Annotated in this window: 12 protein-coding genes and 1 pseudogene; 12 read left to right on the forward strand and 1 reads right to left on the reverse strand. The window is 69.4% G+C overall.

Annotation, left to right across the window (positions count from 1 at the left end):
* Positions 1-18: 18 nt before the first annotated feature.
* The 12 genes and pseudogenes from SCAB_RS06690 to SCAB_RS06745 all read left to right on the forward strand — a co-directional run bounded on the left by SCAB_RS06690 (position 19) and on the right by SCAB_RS06745 (position 14381).
* A complete protein-coding gene (locus tag SCAB_RS06690) occupies positions 19-1809 on the forward strand; it encodes an FAD-dependent oxidoreductase (protein WP_012999292.1) in 1791 nt (596 codons plus the stop codon).
* A 2-nt stretch (positions 1810-1811) separates the two neighbouring features.
* The gene (locus SCAB_RS06695) at positions 1812-2867 is read left to right on the forward strand and encodes a maleylacetate reductase (protein WP_037724158.1); all 1056 of its coding nucleotides are present in this window, start codon (positions 1812-1814) and stop codon (positions 2865-2867) included.
* Positions 2864-3760, forward strand: coding sequence for an intradiol ring-cleavage dioxygenase (locus SCAB_RS06700; RefSeq protein ID WP_012999294.1), 897 nt, complete (start codon positions 2864-2866; stop codon positions 3758-3760). The genes SCAB_RS06695 and SCAB_RS06700 overlap by 4 nt, the downstream gene beginning before the upstream one ends.
* A 502-nt stretch (positions 3761-4262) precedes the next feature.
* A pseudogene (locus tag SCAB_RS48300) lies at positions 4263-4655 on the forward strand (IS110 family transposase); the annotation flags it as partial.
* A gap of 266 nt (positions 4656-4921) precedes the next feature.
* Positions 4922-6337, forward strand: coding sequence for an amidase (locus tag SCAB_RS06710; RefSeq protein ID WP_046773329.1), 1416 nt, complete (start codon positions 4922-4924; stop codon positions 6335-6337).
* A 632-nt stretch (positions 6338-6969) separates the two neighbouring features.
* A complete protein-coding gene (locus SCAB_RS06715) occupies positions 6970-8604 on the forward strand; it encodes an ABC transporter substrate-binding protein (RefSeq protein WP_063649835.1) in 1635 nt (544 codons plus the stop codon).
* A gap of 10 nt (positions 8605-8614) precedes the next feature.
* Positions 8615-9610, forward strand: a complete 996-nt coding sequence (locus SCAB_RS06720; protein ID WP_012999297.1) for an ABC transporter permease — start codon at positions 8615-8617, stop codon at positions 9608-9610.
* Positions 9611-9613: 3 nt separating this feature from the next.
* Positions 9614-10468 carry an ABC transporter permease gene (locus SCAB_RS06725; RefSeq protein ID WP_037724141.1) on the forward strand — a complete coding sequence of 285 codons (855 nt, stop codon included), beginning with the start codon at positions 9614-9616 and terminating at the stop codon, positions 10466-10468.
* Entirely contained in the window at positions 10465-11460 is a 996-nt protein-coding gene (locus SCAB_RS06730) for an ABC transporter ATP-binding protein (RefSeq protein WP_012999299.1), read from the forward strand. The genes SCAB_RS06725 and SCAB_RS06730 overlap by 4 nt, the downstream gene beginning before the upstream one ends.
* Positions 11457-12248: an ABC transporter ATP-binding protein gene (locus tag SCAB_RS06735; RefSeq protein WP_012999300.1), complete on the forward strand. Its 792-nt coding sequence runs from the start codon at positions 11457-11459 to the stop codon at positions 12246-12248. Before SCAB_RS06730 ends, SCAB_RS06735 begins: the two co-directional genes overlap by 4 nt.
* A gap of 73 nt (positions 12249-12321) precedes the next feature.
* Positions 12322-12798: a hotdog family protein gene (locus SCAB_RS43665; RefSeq protein WP_012999301.1), complete on the forward strand. Its 477-nt coding sequence runs from the start codon at positions 12322-12324 to the stop codon at positions 12796-12798.
* A gap of 23 nt (positions 12799-12821) precedes the next feature.
* Positions 12822-14381 carry a class I adenylate-forming enzyme family protein gene (locus SCAB_RS06745; RefSeq protein WP_012999302.1) on the forward strand — a complete coding sequence of 520 codons (1560 nt, stop codon included), beginning with the start codon at positions 12822-12824 and terminating at the stop codon, positions 14379-14381.
* Between the two features lie 59 nt (positions 14382-14440).
* Here SCAB_RS06745 and SCAB_RS06750 read toward each other — a convergent pair whose 3' ends face one another.
* Positions 14441-15019, reverse strand: a complete 579-nt coding sequence (locus SCAB_RS06750) for a TetR/AcrR family transcriptional regulator (protein ID WP_012999303.1) — start codon at positions 15017-15019, stop codon at positions 14441-14443.
* Between the last annotated feature and the right edge of the window lie 394 nt (positions 15020-15413).

Genomic DNA, 15413 nt, shown 5'->3' on the forward strand with positions numbered 1-15413 from the left:
AAGAAGGCGAGGGACCCCATGCCCGAGTTCAACGACGGTCAACGCGAGACCGAACTTCCGGCATCGTCGCACGTCGAGACCGATGTCCTGATCGTCGGCTCCGGCCCGGCCGGCGCCTCGGCGGCGCTGTTCCTGTCGACCCTGGGAATCGACAACATCGTGATCACCAAGTACCGGTGGACCGCGAACACGCCCCGGGCGCACATCACCAACCAGCGGGCGATGGAGATTTACCGCGACATGGGGATCGAGGACCAGGTGCTGGCCGACGCCACCGACCACGACCTCGTCGGTGACACCGTCTTCTGCACCTCCATCGCGGGCGAGGAGATCGGCCGTATCCACACCTGGGGGACCCGGCCCGACCGGGAGGCGGACTACCGGCTGGCCTCGCCCTGCCTCACCGTCGACATCCCGCAGACCTATCTCGAACCGATCCTCGTCAAGAACGCCACCGTCCGCGGCACCCAGACCCGGTTCTCCACGGAGTACCTCGCGCACACGCAGGACGACACGGGCGTCACCGTCCGGGTCCGTGACCGGCTCACCGGCCAGGAGTACGACATCCGGGCGAAGTACCTCATCGGCGCCGACGGCGCCCGCTCCCGGGTCGCCGAGGACATAGGCCTGCCCTACGAGGGCGCGATGGACATCGCCGGTTCGATGAACATCACCTTCAAGGCCGACATCACGTCCTACGTCGGCCACCGACCCTCGGTCCTGTACTGGGTGATCCAGCCGGGCGCCAACGTCGGCGGTATCGGCGCCGGACTGGTCCGGATGGTCCGCCCGTGGAACGAGTGGCTCATCGTGTGGGGCTACGACATCGACTCCGAGCCCCCCGTGGTCGACAACGCCGAGGCGATCCGCATCGTGCGGCAGCTGCTGGGGATCCCCGACCTCGAGGTCGAGATCACCGGCACCAGCCTCTGGGGGAACAACGAGATGTACGCCACCCGCCTGCACAAGGGCCGTGTCTTCTGCGCGGGCGACGCCGTCCACCGCCACCCGCCGAGCAACGGCCTGGGCTCCAACACCAGCGTCCAGGACTCCTACAACCTCGCCTGGAAGCTCGCGGCCGTGCTGCGCGGCCAGGCCGACCCGTCGCTGCTGGAGACGTACTCGGTGGAGCGGGCGCCTGTCGCGAAGCGGATCGTCACCCGCGCCAACAGGTCCAGCCGCGAGTTCGTCGACCTCTTCGAGGCCCTCGGCGTCCTTGACGCCCAGGACGAGGACGAGATGCGGGCCCTGATCGAGGAGCGCAAGGCCAACACCCCCGAGGGCGCGGCCAAGCGGGCCGCGCTGGTGGCGGCGATGGAGACCAAGCACTACGAGTTCAACGCGCACGGCGTCGAACTCGGCCAGTTCTACGAGTCCGCCGCCGTCGTCTCCGACGGCACCCGCCCCGCCCCGAGCAGGGACGAGGACCTCTACCACGTCATGTCCACCAGCCCCGGCGCGCACCTTCCGCACGCCTGGGTCGGCGACAACGTCACCAAGCTCGCCCTGATGGACCTCGCGCCCTACACCCGCTGGACCCTGATCACGGGCATCGCCGGCGAGGACTGGGCCGCTGCCGCCGAGAAGGTCGCGCAGGACCTCGTCATCCCGCTCGAAGCCGTGGTGATCGGCCCCGGCCGCGAGGTGACGGACCTCTACTACGACTGGGCCAAGCTGCGCGAGGTCGAGGAGTCCGGCGCGATCCTGGTGCGCCCCGACAAACACGTCGCCTGGCGTTCGATGAGCCTCGCCGACGAGCCCGAGGCGGCCCTGCGCGGCGCCCTCGCCCAGCTCCTCGGAAAGGCGTGACCGTGCGGTTCATCCACGAGACCCTGCCGCAGCGGGTCGTCTTCGCCCCCGGCGCGGCGCCGGCCGCGGTGGCCGCCGAGGTGGCCGCGCTGAAGGCGACGAAGGTGATGCTCCTCGCCGCACCGGGGGAGGCGGCTCTCGCCGACCGCGTCGGCGCGGACCTGCCGGTGGCGGTGCGCCACGACGAGGTCGTCATGCATGTCCCGGTCGACGTCGCCGAGCGTGCCCGGAAGGCCGCGACGGAGGGTGCCGTGGACGCGCTGGTGTGCGTCGGCGGCGGCTCGACGACCGGCCTGGCCAAGGCGGTGGCGCTGACGACCGGCCTGCCGATCGTGGCCGTCCCCACCACCTACGCCGGCTCGGAGGCGACGAACGTCTGGGGCCTGACCGAGGGCGAGGTGAAGACGACCGGCATCGACCCGCGGGTTCTGCCGCGCTCGATCGTCTACGACGCCTCGCTGCTGTCGAGCCTGCCGGTGGAGATGTCCGTGGCCAGCGGCCTCAACGCCCTGGCCCACTGCGTCGACTCCATGTGGGCTCCGCACGCCGACCCGATCGACCGGGCCCTGGCGGGAGAGGGCATCCGGGGCCTGGCCCGCGGCCTGCCCGCCGTGGCCGCCGACCCGACCGGCCTGGACGGCCGCCAACAGACGCTCTACGGCGCCTACTTGGCCGCCGTCGCCTTCGCCTCGGCCGGCTCGGGCATGCACCACAAGATCTGCCACGTGCTCGGCGGCATGTTCAACCTCCCGCACGCCCAGACCCACGCGGTGGTCCTCCCGCACGTCCTGGCCTTCAACGCCCCGGCCGTGTCCGAGACCGAACGGCGCGTCGCGGAGGCCTTCGGCAGCCCGACGGCGCTAGCCGGACTCGCCGCACTGCGCGCAACCCTCAACGCCCCGCGCGCGCTGCGCGACTACGGCATGCCCGAGGAGGGCATTGCCCGCGCGGTGGCGCCGGTCCTCGCCGCGATTCCCGCGGACAACCCCACCCCCGTGACCGAGGAGAACCTCACCGCGCTGCTGCGCGCGGCCTGGGAAGGAAGTGACCCCGCATGACCCTCCACGATGTGTCGTCGGAGCAGGCGGCCCGCGAGGAAGACCTGATCGCGCGGGTGCAGCGCTCCTTCGACTCCTGCCAGGACCCCCGCCTCAAGGAGCTGATGCAGGCGGTCGTCAAACACCTCCACGCCTTCCTGCGCGAGGTCCGCCTCACCGAGGAGGAGTGGACCAAGGGCATCGAGTTCCTCACCGCCGTCGGCCACCTCACCGAGGACAAACGCCAGGAGTTCATCCTGCTCTCGGACACCCTCGGCGCGTCCATGCAGACCATCGCGATCAACAACGAGGCCTACGGCGACGCCACCGAGGCCACCGTCTTCGGACCCTTCTTCGTTGAGGGCTCCCCGAGGATCGAGCCAGGCGGAGACATGTCCTTCGGAGCCGCAGGCGAGCCCTGCTGGATCGAGGGAACCGTGCGCGACACCCACGGCAACCCGATTCCCGGGGCGAAGATCGAGGTCTGGGAGGCAGACGAGGACGGCTTCTACGACGTCCAGTACGACGACGACCGGGTCGCGGCCCGCGCGCACCTGTTCACGGACGCCGACGGGAGCTACCGCTTCTGGGGCATAACACCGACTCCATACCCGATCCCGCACGACGGGCCGGTCGGCAATATGCTGGCCGCGACCGGACGCTCGCCGATGCGCGCCTCGCACCTCCACTTCATGGTGGAGGCCCCGCAGTGCCGGACCCTGGTAACCCACATCTTCGTCAGCGGCGACGAACTGCTCGACTCCGACACCGTCTTCGGCGTCAAGGAGTCCCTCGTCAAGGACTTCGAGCAGCGTCCTGCCGGCACACCGACGCCGGACGGGCGCGTCATCGACGGCACCTGGACGCAGGTCCACTTCGACATCGTCCTCGCACCCACCGGCAGCCGGGGGTGACATCATGTCCGCGGCAGGGTTCCGGTCTGCCGCGTATCATGACGGCCGGGCCCATCGCGAACACTGGAGCGCTGTGGGCCCGGTCGGTCGTCAACGGTTCAGCTGTGAAGGCCGCTGCGACCACTCCCCAACCGCCGTCACGGCGTCTACTCGGCAGGACAGGGCCGTCGACCACAGCCCGCCACCGGCACCGCGGCGGTCGAAGAAGCGCACCACGCGGCCGGGCACATCCCATGCCTCGATCGCCGAGGAGTCAGCGGTCTGCTGCTCATGCACGACGGCATCGCCAGCAACGCTTCGAAGTAGTGAACAGCCGCCGCCTGCCTCTCCCGCTGGTCACCGAGATGTCCGAGGGGAGGTGGAGGGTGAGTTCGGGGTCGCGGACCCCGGAGCGCGGTGGGACCGAGGGGCATCGGCCGGTTCGTCTGCGACCGTTCCCGGTCAGGTCCCAGATGGGGGTCATCTCGGAGCCGGCATAGGTGGTCGGGATGCTGATGACGGGCAGGCCGCCCTGCCAGGCGAAAGCCGTGCTGCCAAACTCGTGTGCGACCTCGCCCACCACCTCCTCATGCTCAACGTATGGATCAAAGACACCGACCGGGAGATCCGCGAGATGTTCCGCCTCGACGAGCGTGCCGAAGTCATCAACTCGCTGCCGAGGATGGCCCCATCCTCGGGGCCGAGTTCCTCGCCGTCGTTGGAGATCTGTCCAACTACGCAGACGCCGGCCGCCCAAACCGCCATGATGCGCCCAGGCCTCTCTCGTGACCACTACCTGAAAAGAAGCGCGGAGGGTCTGATCCATACCCAGGCATTGCTCGCCCTCGCACGCCGCCGAGTCGACGTCCTTTGGGCCATGCTCCGTGACAAGAGGCACTTCACGCCCACCCCACCGCCTGCGACGGGACCAGCAGTGCGGTCAGTTGCGTCGAGCTTCATCACGCGGAGGATGCGGGCACCGTCGGTGCCTGCTGTGATCTTGGGGTGGCGGGCGGTGAACCCTTCATGGCTGGTTTTGAGGGTTCCGAGGGAGATGTGAACAGCGCAGGCCGCTCCAGCAACCCACGTTACCGATCGCTCCCACCTCTTGACGCAACAAGCCGAAGGCGTTCGTATAGCACCTGCTTCATTAAATCGGATGCAGATGAGGGTGGTACCGCCATGGCCGACGACCTGACATGGCTCAGCGCACATGAACTCGGGCAGCTGTACCGAAGCCGGCAATTGTCGCCGGTGGAGGTGGTCGGTGCGGCGCTGGACCGCCTGGATCGGGTGGACGCCCGGTTGAACGTCATGGTGACGGTCACCGCGGACGCCGCCAGGGAGCAGGCGCTGAAGGCCGAGCAGCGCTTTGCCGCCGGGGAGGAGTTGCCTGCGCTGTACGGAGTTCCGATCACGGTGAAGGACCTCACCGACACGGCCGGTGTGCGCACCACATACGGCTGCGTCGCCTACGCCGACCACGTGCCCGACAAGGATGCCGCCGCCTGGTCCCGGCTCAAGGACGCCGGGACGATCCTGCTGGGCAAGACCACGACCCCCGAGTTCGGATTCCTTGGCGTCACCGAGAGCAAGCTGACCGGCACCACCGGCACTCCATGGGACCCGGCCCGTGCGGCCGGCGGCTCCAGTGGTGGCGCCGCGGCCTCGACCGCCGCAGGCGTCGCGCCCGTGGCCTGGGGCTCCGACGGCGGAGGCTCCATCCGCGTCCCCGCCTCGCTCTGCGGAGCGGTCGGGGTCAAGCCCTCAACCGGCCGCATTCCCCACCTCGCCAACACGGAGCCGGACACCACCGAGGGTCCCATCACCCGCCGTGTCGTGGATGCCGCGCTCCTCCTTGATGCCACCGTCGGCCCCCACCCCCTCGACCGCCTCTCCCTGCCCGCCACCGGCGAACGGTATGCGGAGGCGGCCCTGGCCGCGGGGGACCTGAGCGGCCTGCGCATCGCGGCTGACCGCGGCCTGCTGCACGGCCCGGTGGACGTGGAGACGCAGCGCGTCTTCGCCGCCGCTCTGGAGGACCTGAGGGCCGCCGGGGCGGTGGTGGAGGAGACCCAGGTGGAAGTGCCGGACCCCATGGCATTCGCCGTGGCCTACTGGGGCCCCGAGTACATGACGATCGTGGAGGAGATGCGCGCGGCGGAGCTCGACATCTGGCCTCTGGCGGTGGACATGGCGGACCGGGCGGCGCGCCTTTCGCCCGTGGACGTGGGACGTGCCGCGCGCGAGACGAAGACGGCCATCTACCTCGCCTATGCGGAGGTGTTCGCCGACTTCGACCTGTTGGTCACCCCCACCACGCCCTTCCCGGCCTTCCCCCACGCCGGGGACGTGGGCGGTCCCGCCACCGTGAACGGGCTGCCTCTCGCCGATCCGGGATGGCACCTGCACCGGCTCACCGAGTCGCCCAGCCATGCCGGACTCCCCGCCGTCTCCGTGCCCTGCGGCTTCACGGCCGGAGGTCTTCCCGTCGGCCTCCAGATCATCGGACCTCAGCACGCCGACGAGGCCGTCGTCTCCGCTGCCGCCCGCTACGAGCGCGCCACAGACTGGTGGACACGGCACCCCGCCCTGTGAGTTCACCGAGTCCACCCCGCACGCCGCATCCTGGGCTGAGCGGACGAGGACTCGCCGACCGCACATGCGGCTGAAATCGGCGACCCTCTGTCTCGAGCTCGGCCGTGGAGAGGTCGCCAGGCCCCGTCGCCGGTAACCCCCGGGCACGCGACAGCATGGGCTGGAACCAGGGTCGACCCACCGGCAACGACGGGACACCGAGCCGACGCGGGGCGGCGGCGCACGGCACCGTCCGCCACCGGCTGCCGTCGCCCAGAGCGCGCGCCGTGCCGCGCCCTCCCGACGAGTGCACAGCACCCGGGACTCGGCGCTCACGTCGGTGCTCGCGTTGTGGTCCGGTGCCCTCGGCTCGGACCACAAGTGGGCCAGGACACATCGTCCCAACCTGGGGCACACGTTGGCGGCAGAGCGCCACCATGCGGCAGGTCCGGTTGCGATGCGCGCCCGACGGGCGTCGTACACCTGTCGCGATACGCACGGTAGCCGCACCGGCACAGAGGGGCGCTGCCGGACGAAAGTTACGACCTGGAAAACCCCGCCCTTGACTCATTGCCTGTTGTACATCAGTCGCTATACATTCACCGTCAACTTGGCTCGAAAGCGGCCACAGGCTGCGCCGAAGGAGCGTCCCGATGGCTATACGACACATTCCAGGAGCCGCGGTGCTCAGCCTCGCACTGGCCGCGTCCACGCTCACCGCGTGTTCCGGTGGCTCATCGGGCGGGCAGAAGCCGGTCTCCGCCGACGACCTGATCCCCTCACTTCCGGCCGCAAAGGGTGACGTCGACCGGATCACGTGGAACCTCACCGGCGGCGAGCCGGAGACGCTGGATCCGGCCAACGCCGCGACCCCGCAGAGCGGCCAGGTGGTCCGCAATCTCTGCGACTCCCTGCTGACCCTGGACGCGAAGTACAACCTCAAGCCCAACCTGGCGAGCTACGACCAGCAGTCGCCGACCAAACTCGTGCTCACGATCCGCCCGGACACCACATTCTGGGACGGGTCCACCGTCACCGCGGAGGACGTCGCCTTCAGTCTGCGCCGGGCAGCCGACCCGTCGAAGGTCACCAGCTATCTCTTCGCCAACGTCGACTCCATCAAGGCGACGGCAGCCGACAAGGTCACCGTCACCTTCAAACAGCCGGACGAGATGTTCACGAGCGAACTGGCCAACATGGTGGTCCTGAAGAAGACGTTCGCCGAGAAGGCCGGCTCCAAGCTCGGCACCCCGGCCGGCGGCCTGATGTGCAGCGGGCCGTTCAAGCTCGACAAATGGACCAGCGGCGACAGCATCACGATGAGCCGCAACGACGCCTACTGGAACCGCGAGCGGCGCCCGTTCGCCAAGTCGGTGAAGTTCACGTTCGTCACCGATGCCACCTCCCTCGCCCAGTCGCTGAACGCCGGCGAGATCGACGGCGCCTACGAGCTGTCTGCTTCCTCCGTGCCGGCCCTGCAGAAGTCCAAGAAGGGGCGACTGGTCTTCGGGCTCTCTCCTCAGTCGATGAACCTCTACGTCGCCCGTCCGGACGGTGTGATGGCCGACGGCGACCTGCGCGCCGCCCTGCAGCGGATGATCGACCGCGAGGCCCTCGCGAAGGCCGTGTACCACGGAGCCGCCACCCCCCTGTACACCATGACACCCCCCGCAACCTGGCCCAACGCCCAGCGCGCAGCGTACGAGAAGGCGTACAAGGCCTTCGAGACCGCGCGGTCCTACGACATGGACGCAGCCAAGAAGCTGGTCAAGTCCTCCTCCTACAAGGGACAGCAGATCGTCCTGGCCATCGCCGCGGGCGATGACACTCAGTCGCGCACGGCGCAGTTGCTCCAGCAGCAGGGCCGGGAAGCCGGCCTGACGATCAAGATCCAGAGCATGCAGCCGCTGGTCTACGCACAGGCGGGCTACGACGCTTCCAAGCGCAAGGGCGTCGATCTCATGTTGTCGTCGAACTTCAGCGCCACGCCGGACCCGTTGGAGACCATCGGCTTCACGTTCCTGCCCAAGCAGACCTACAACTACGTCAACTACGACGACCCGCAGGCCACCAAACTGTTCGACGATGCACGCAGCACCTTCGACGGAACCCAGCGAGCCGAGAAGATCATCGAGATGCAGGCGCTGTACGAGAAGGCCGACGCGGTCATCCCGCTGGTCTCCACCAACACCACGACCTTCCTCAACGACCGGCTGACCGGGGCGATCACCTCGTTCGCCTACTGGTCCATGCCGCAGATGGCCTACGTCGGCGCCACGCAGAAGTAGGAGCGACGAGATGTCCGTGTCCACTTCCGCGACCGGTGTGCCGGCCCGGATCCGCACCTCCTGGCGCCACCCCGCCACGGCCCTCGCCATGACCTACGTCGTGGGCCCCGTCCTCACCATCCTGTGCGCCTCCTTCCTCCTGTTCGCCGTCCTCACCCTGTCTCCCGGAGACCCGGTGGCCCAGTTGCTGGGGCCGCACGCCTCTGACTCCGCGCGCGCCGCGATGCGGGTCAGGCTCGGGCTGGACGACCCGCTGCCGGAGCGATACTGGCACTGGTTGACCGGCGCCCTGCACGGAGACCTCGGCACCTCGCTGACCTACCGGGAACCGGTCTCCGATCTGCTCGCTCCCCGGCTGCTCACCACGTTTGTGCTCGTCGGCATGGCAGCGGTCCTCATCCTCGTCGCGGGCCTGGTCCTCGGCGGGATCGGCGGGACGAGTCCGCGGTGGCGCCCGCTGGTCAACGCCCTGGCCGGGCTGGGCATCGCCGTGCCGGCCTTCGTCGCCACCACCTTTTTGATCAGTGTCTTCGCCGTGAACCTCGGATGGTTCCCGACCGGCGGCGCGGGCAGCGGCTTCACCGACCGGCTGTGGCACCTCACCCTCCCCGCCATCGCGCTGTCCATCGGGTATGCCGCCTATCTGATCCAGATGACCTCCAGTGCGATCGGCGAGGAGGCCGAGGCCGAGCATGTGCTGACCGGCCGTGGCCGGGGGCTGCCCCGCTCCTGGGTCTTCCGGCGGCACATTCTGCGCAACGCCGCACTGCCGATCCTGACCGCTTCCGGTCTGACCGTGGCCGGGCTGGTGGCCGGCGCGGTGGTGGTGGAGCCCGCCTTCGGTATCGACGGCATCGGCTCGTTGCTGATCAGGAGCGTCTCCGCCAAGGACTACCCGGTCGTGACCGCCGTCAGCGCGTTGATCGTCACCGTGTTCGTCGTCGTGACCACGTTGCTCGACGCCGGCCAGCACCTGCTGGATCCGCGACTGAGGAAAGGACGCTGACCGATGGCCACGCTCACAGCCACTCTCCGTCTGCGGAGAACCAGCACCAGGCGTCCCGGTGACCCGCTGCTCATGGTCTCGGCAGCACTGGCCGCCGGCCTGGTGGTCCTCGCGGTGATCGGCCCCTGGATCGCGCCGTACGACCCGGCGGCCACCGATGTCCTCGCCGCGAGCCAGGGACCGAGCGGCGCCCACCTGTTCGGCACCGACTCGCTGGGCCGGGACATCTTCTCCCGGGCCCTGACCGGGGCCCGGCTGAGTTTCGCGGGACCGGGCATCATCGTCCTGGGCAGCGCCGGCCTGGGCACCTTGCTGGCGCTCGCGGCCGCCTGGCACGGCGGCTGGGTCGACCGGCTGCTGAACCGGCTGCTGACCCTGCTGTTCGCGATTCCCGGCGTGCTCGTGGCCGTCGTCGCCGCGGCCGTGTTCGGCGCCGGCTTCTGGGCGCCGGTCCTGGCCCTGACGCTCGTCTACACGCCGTACGTGGCCCGGGTGGTGCGCAGTGTCGCCGTGCGGCAGCGACAGCTGCCCTACATCGAGGCACTGCAGCTGGCGGGTCTGCCGACGTGGCGAATCTGCCTGCGGCACCTGCTGCCCAATGTCGCACCGATCGTGCTGGCCCAGGCGACGATCGGCTTCGGATCCGCGCTGATGGACTTCGGGGCTGTGTCGTTCCTCGGGCTCGGCATCCAGCCTCCGACGCCGGAATGGGGAGTGATGGTGGCCGACGGCCGGTCCGAGGTGCTGGACGGTGCCGTGCAGCAGAGCATGGCGGCGGGCTTGTGCATCGTCATCTCGGTGGTGGCGTTCAACGTGCTGGGGGAGCGCCTCACCCAGCGGTTCGGAGGGACCCGATGAACAACGCACCCCTGCTGGAGTTGCAGGGCGTCGGCATCACTGCCGGGGACCGCAGGAACCGGCGCACACTGGTCCGCGACGTGGATCTGACCGTGGCGGCGGGCGAGACCGTGGGACTGGTCGGCGAGTCGGGCTCGGGCAAGTCGATGCTGGTCAAGTCCGCCATGCGACTGCTGCCACGGCATGCCGCGACGTCCGGGCGGATCGACTTCGAGGGACGTTCGGTGCTCGGCTTCTCCCGCCGTGAACTGAGCGCGTACCGGTCCCGGGACGTCGCGCTCATCCACCAGGACCCGCGCGCCCACACCAACCCGCTGCGCACCGTCGGGGACTTCCTGATCGAAGGCGTCGTGGCCGGCAAACTGCTCGGCCCCCGAGAGGCCAGGCAGCGGGCCTGCGCACTCATGGCGGGCATAGGCATCACCGACCCCGAGCACCGCCTGACCCAGTACCCGCACGAGCTCTCCGGCGGCCTGCTGCAACGCATGATGATCGTGGCCGCGCTGCTGCCCTCCCCCAAGCTGGTCTTCGCGGACGAGCCCACCACCGCGCTGGACGTGACCGTGCAGTCTGAGGTCATGGCGATCCTGCAGGAGCAGATCCGCGAGCGGAACCTCGGGCTGCTGTTCATCTCCCACGACCTGGATCTGGCCGCCGCTGTGACCGACTCCCTGGCCGTCATGTACGCCGGGACCGTCGTCGAACGGGGAACCACCGCGGAGGTCTACTCCCGTCCCCTGCACCCCTATACGGCCGGCCTGCTCGCCTGCCGTCCCAGCGCGACGGCCGTGACCCGGCTGAAGCCGATCCCGGGCCGGCCGGTCTCGGCGTACGAGGTGGCCTCGGGCTGCGCGTTCGCCGCACGCTGCCCCTTCGCCACCGAGGAATGCCGGAAAAACCGGCCACAACTGCGCACCGTGGAGGACCGGTTGGTCGCCTGCCATCGAGTGGAACAGATCGGCGCCGAGCTTGCCCAGGTGGTGCACTCATGACGACCCGATCAGTCATCGCTCCCGCACTCGTCGTGGAGGGTCTGCGTAAGGAGTTCCCCTCCCATTCCCGGGGCGGCAAGGCGCTCGTCGCCGTCGACGACGTCAGTTTCACCCTGGAGCGCGGTGGCTCGCTGGCCGTCGTGGGCGAGTCCGGCTCGGGCAAGACCACCACTGCGCGCATCATCGCCGGGCTGGAGCGGGCCACGAGCGGGACGGTCACCGCCGCGGGCAGCGGGAAGGGGACCGCGCGCCCCGTGCAGATGGTCTTCCAGGATCCCTTCGCCTCCCTCGATCCCCGCCAGCGCATCGGCGCCGGTCTGACGGAACTGCTGCGCGTGCGCATCGGGCTCGGGCGTGCCGCGGCCCAGGAGCGCGCTGTGGGTCTGCTGGCCGAGGTCGGGCTCGACGAGCAGCACGCGGCGCGGCTCCCGCGCGATCTGTCCGGCGGACAGCGGCAACGCGTGGCCATCGCCCGGGCATTGGCCCTGGAGCCGGAGATCCTGATCCTCGACGAGGCCGTCGCCGCCCTCGACGTCAGCGTGCAGGCACAGGTACTGAACCTGCTCCGCGACATTCGCGAGCGCACCACAGTGGCGTTCCTGTTCGTCTCGCACGACCTTGCGGTGGTCCGCCAGGTCACCGACCAATGCCTGGTCATGCGCGACGGTCGCGTCGTGGAACAGGGGCCCACCGCCGAGGTGCTGGACCACCCCCGGGACCCGTACACCCGGGAACTGCTGGACGCGGTGCCCCGGCCCGGCTGGCAGCCCCGCCGCCGAAGCGCCTGACACCCCGCGCCCGCCGGCCTCCGGGCCACGTACGCCCTCGTAGTAAATCAATCGCTACACAAAGGAGCCGACCATGGGCATCCTCTCCACCGAGGGAGCCACGACCCTGACCGTCCCCCACCCCTCCCAGGCACCGGCTCTGCTGGGCGGGACGTTCACCACGCCCTGGTTCGTCGTCGACGACGAACGCACCAAGGACTTCGAGAAGGCGTCGTACCACGACGAGTACCCGCACGCCTACGAGGGCGAGGACGAGTACGGCGACGGCCTGGTGGAGGGCTTCCACCTGCTCAGCCTGCTGGACGTGCTGTGCAACCACTCCCTGTGGTCCGAGGGCCCGTGGATCGCCTGGAACTACGGGCTGGACAACGTCCGCTTCGTCTCGGTGATCCGCACCACCGACCCCTTCCGCGTCCACGGCCACGTCCGCGAGGTCATCGACCGCGGGGACCAGGGCCACCTCGTCGTCACCGACCTGCGCGCCGAGGTCAGGGGCCGGGAGCGCCCCGGATTCGTCGCGACGCAGCGCGCCCTGTGGTCCACCGTCTGAACTGCCGTAGAGAGGCCGAGAACATGGAACTGGACGCACACCAGCAGTACCTCCTCGACAAGACCATCCCCGAGGCACTGGACTACGCCGCCGGGCAGTGGCCGGACAACCTCGCCCTCACCCACATCGAGGGCGGGGGCCCCACACTGACCTGGGCGGAACTGCGCGAGCGGATCAGCCGGGTGCGCACTGGCCTCGAACTCCTCGGCCTCACGCCCGGCGACAAGGTCGGCATCCTGCTGCGCAACCAGGAGGAGTTCCCGCTGACCTGGCTCGCGGTCATCGAAGCCGGCGCGGTCGCCGTGCCGATGAACCCCAAGTACACCCCGCGGGAGATCGACTTCGTCCTCGGTGACGCCGGCGCCCGGTGGCTCGTCGCCGCCGACGACGTCGTCACCGGCGCACTCACCGATGACGGCATCGGCCCCGTGGCGAGCGAACGGATCATCGTCGTCGGCGAACCCGTCACCGGCCTGCACGACTTCGCCACGCTGGCCGCGCACGAGCCGACGCCGCGCACCCACCGGGCAGACCCCGGTGTGGTGGTCAACATCCAGTTCACGTCCGGCACGACCGGGCTCCCCAAGGGATGCCTGCTCACCCACACCTACTGGATCCAGATCGGCGTCTACGGCTCGGCGCTCGGCGACGCCCAGCGGATCCTGGCGGACCACCCCTTCTACTACATGCAGAACCAGGCCTATCTGATGATGGCGCTGGCCGGCGGAGGTGGCCTGTACGTCACCGCGGGGCTGAGCCGGCGCAAGTTCATGAACTGGCTCGTCGACCACCAGATCGACATGGCCTGGATCGACGAGGGCATGCTCGATCTCCCGGAGAGCGACGCCGACCGGAAACTGGCCCTGAAAAAAGCACCCGTGTCGGCCATGCCGCCCTCCCTGCACGAGCCGCTGGAGCGCCGCTTCGGCCTGCGGGCGCGCGAGGTCTACGCCAGCACGGAGGTCGGCAACGGCACTTTTGTCCCGTACGAGCGCACCGACACCGTCGGCACCGGCTCCATGGGCTGGTGCTTCCCTCAGCGCGAGTCGAAGATCATCGACCAGAACGGCGAGGAGGTCGAGCCGGGCCGCTCGGGTGAACTGTGCCTGCGGGGACCCGGCATGATGCTCGGCTACCACAACCGCCCCGAGGCCAACGCCGAACTCTTCCTGCCCGGCGGCTGGTTCCGTACCGGCGACATCGTCCGCAAGGACGCCGACGGACAGCATTACTACGAGGGCCGCGTCCGCGATGTCATCCGCCGCAGCGGAGAGAACATCGCCGCGGCCGAGGTCGAACTGCAGATCATGAGCATGCCGGAGGTGGAGGAGGTCGGTGTCATACCGGTTCCCGACCCCCAGCGCGACGAAGAGGTGAAGGCGGTCGTCGTACTCAAGCCGGGGGCCAGCCTGACCGCCCAGGAGATCGAGGCGTGGTGCCTGAGGGGGCTCGCCCGCTTCAAGGTGCCACGCTACATCGAGTTCCGTGACAGCCTGCCGCACACGGCCAGCGGCAAGATCGCGAAGGCGGAACTCCGCGCCGAACCGCACCGTGCACACGCCGTCGATCTGCGGGCACCCTGAGACAGAGCAGCGGATCGACCGGATGCCACCGGCCGGTCCGCTCCCTCGCTGCGGTCCGCTCAACCGGCCGGGAGCTCCACGAGCGACAGCACCTTGAGGAAACGCTCCAGCGCGGCCAGTTGACGCTCCGGCGTCCAGATCTCCGGGTGCTCGACCACGGACAGGGCTATACCGGACACCCAGACCCGCACCATGTCGACCGTGTCCTCCAGCTCGTCGGCCGGGACCAACTCCTCGACGGCCCGCACCAGAACCGCTCGCATCGCCGGCTCCATCCGCGCCAGGTGCCGCCGGATGACCGGCTCCGCACCCTGATGCGTCAGCAACGCCACCCGCGCGCGCTCATCTCTCAGCGCCTCCTCGGTGTCCGGCAGGAACCACTGCAGGGCGACCCGCAGCCGGTCCCGGGGCTCGGCAATCTGCCCCATTTCCTCAAGGACGACGTCCACATCAGCCAACGCGTACTGCAGGACGGCATCCAGCAGGGCCTCACGGTTGGCGAAGTAGTGCGTGATCAGCGTGATGGACCCGCCCATCCGCTGCGCGATCTTCCGAAGCGTCAGCTCGGCCAGCCCTCCCTCACTCAAAGCCTGCAGGGAGGCCGCGACGATGTCGCGAACACGCTCCTCCGGATCCACATACCGCGGCACTGAGACCTCCCCGCCCGCGCACCCGGCCCTCGCCCGGCACGACTCACAGACATCGAAATATAGCAAGCGAAACATATCCCGGAGGTGCGTCATGAGCACCGTCGTCGAGACCATGACCTCGGAGCCGCCGTCCGTGCATGCCCGCGAACACAGGGCACCATGCGTGACGGAGTCGACCCGCACCGTGGCCTCGTCGCCCCAGATGGATGAAGCGCCATAGGCTCAGCCGCCCTGGGGACTCCTGCCTCAGATCCCGTACGACCCAGTGGAGTGCCTCGGCCGCCCGTTCCGGTGCATGGACGCCGTTCTTGGCTCCGGCCATCCGGGCGTAGATCTGGTCGACTGCCTAGCCCGTGGGGTCGTCAGAGGCATGCCACAGGTG

It is taken from the genome of Streptomyces scabiei 87.22 (assembly GCF_000091305.1).
Lineage (GTDB): Bacteria > Actinomycetota > Actinomycetes > Streptomycetales > Streptomycetaceae > Streptomyces > Streptomyces scabiei.

Bases quoted from the DNA above. Each gene is read 5' to 3' on its own strand.
- SCAB_RS06690 (WP_012999292.1), top strand. From the start codon at position 19: ATGCCCGAGTTCAACGACGGTCAACGCGAGACCGAACTTCCGGCATCG.
- SCAB_RS06700 (WP_012999294.1), top strand. From the start codon at position 2,864: ATGACCCTCCACGATGTGTCGTCGGAGCAGGCGGCCCGCGAGGAAGAC.
- SCAB_RS06710 (WP_046773329.1), top strand. From the start codon at position 4,922: ATGGCCGACGACCTGACATGGCTCAGCGCACATGAACTCGGGCAGCTG.
- SCAB_RS06715 (WP_063649835.1), top strand. From the start codon at position 6,970: ATGGCTATACGACACATTCCAGGAGCCGCGGTGCTCAGCCTCGCACTG.
- SCAB_RS06720 (WP_012999297.1), top strand. From the start codon at position 8,615: ATGTCCGTGTCCACTTCCGCGACCGGTGTGCCGGCCCGGATCCGCACC.
- SCAB_RS06725 (WP_037724141.1), top strand. From the start codon at position 9,614: ATGGCCACGCTCACAGCCACTCTCCGTCTGCGGAGAACCAGCACCAGG.
- SCAB_RS06730 (WP_012999299.1), top strand. From the start codon at position 10,465: ATGAACAACGCACCCCTGCTGGAGTTGCAGGGCGTCGGCATCACTGCC.
- SCAB_RS06735 (WP_012999300.1), top strand. From the start codon at position 11,457: ATGACGACCCGATCAGTCATCGCTCCCGCACTCGTCGTGGAGGGTCTG.
- SCAB_RS43665 (WP_012999301.1), top strand. From the start codon at position 12,322: ATGGGCATCCTCTCCACCGAGGGAGCCACGACCCTGACCGTCCCCCAC.
- SCAB_RS06745 (WP_012999302.1), top strand. From the start codon at position 12,822: ATGGAACTGGACGCACACCAGCAGTACCTCCTCGACAAGACCATCCCC.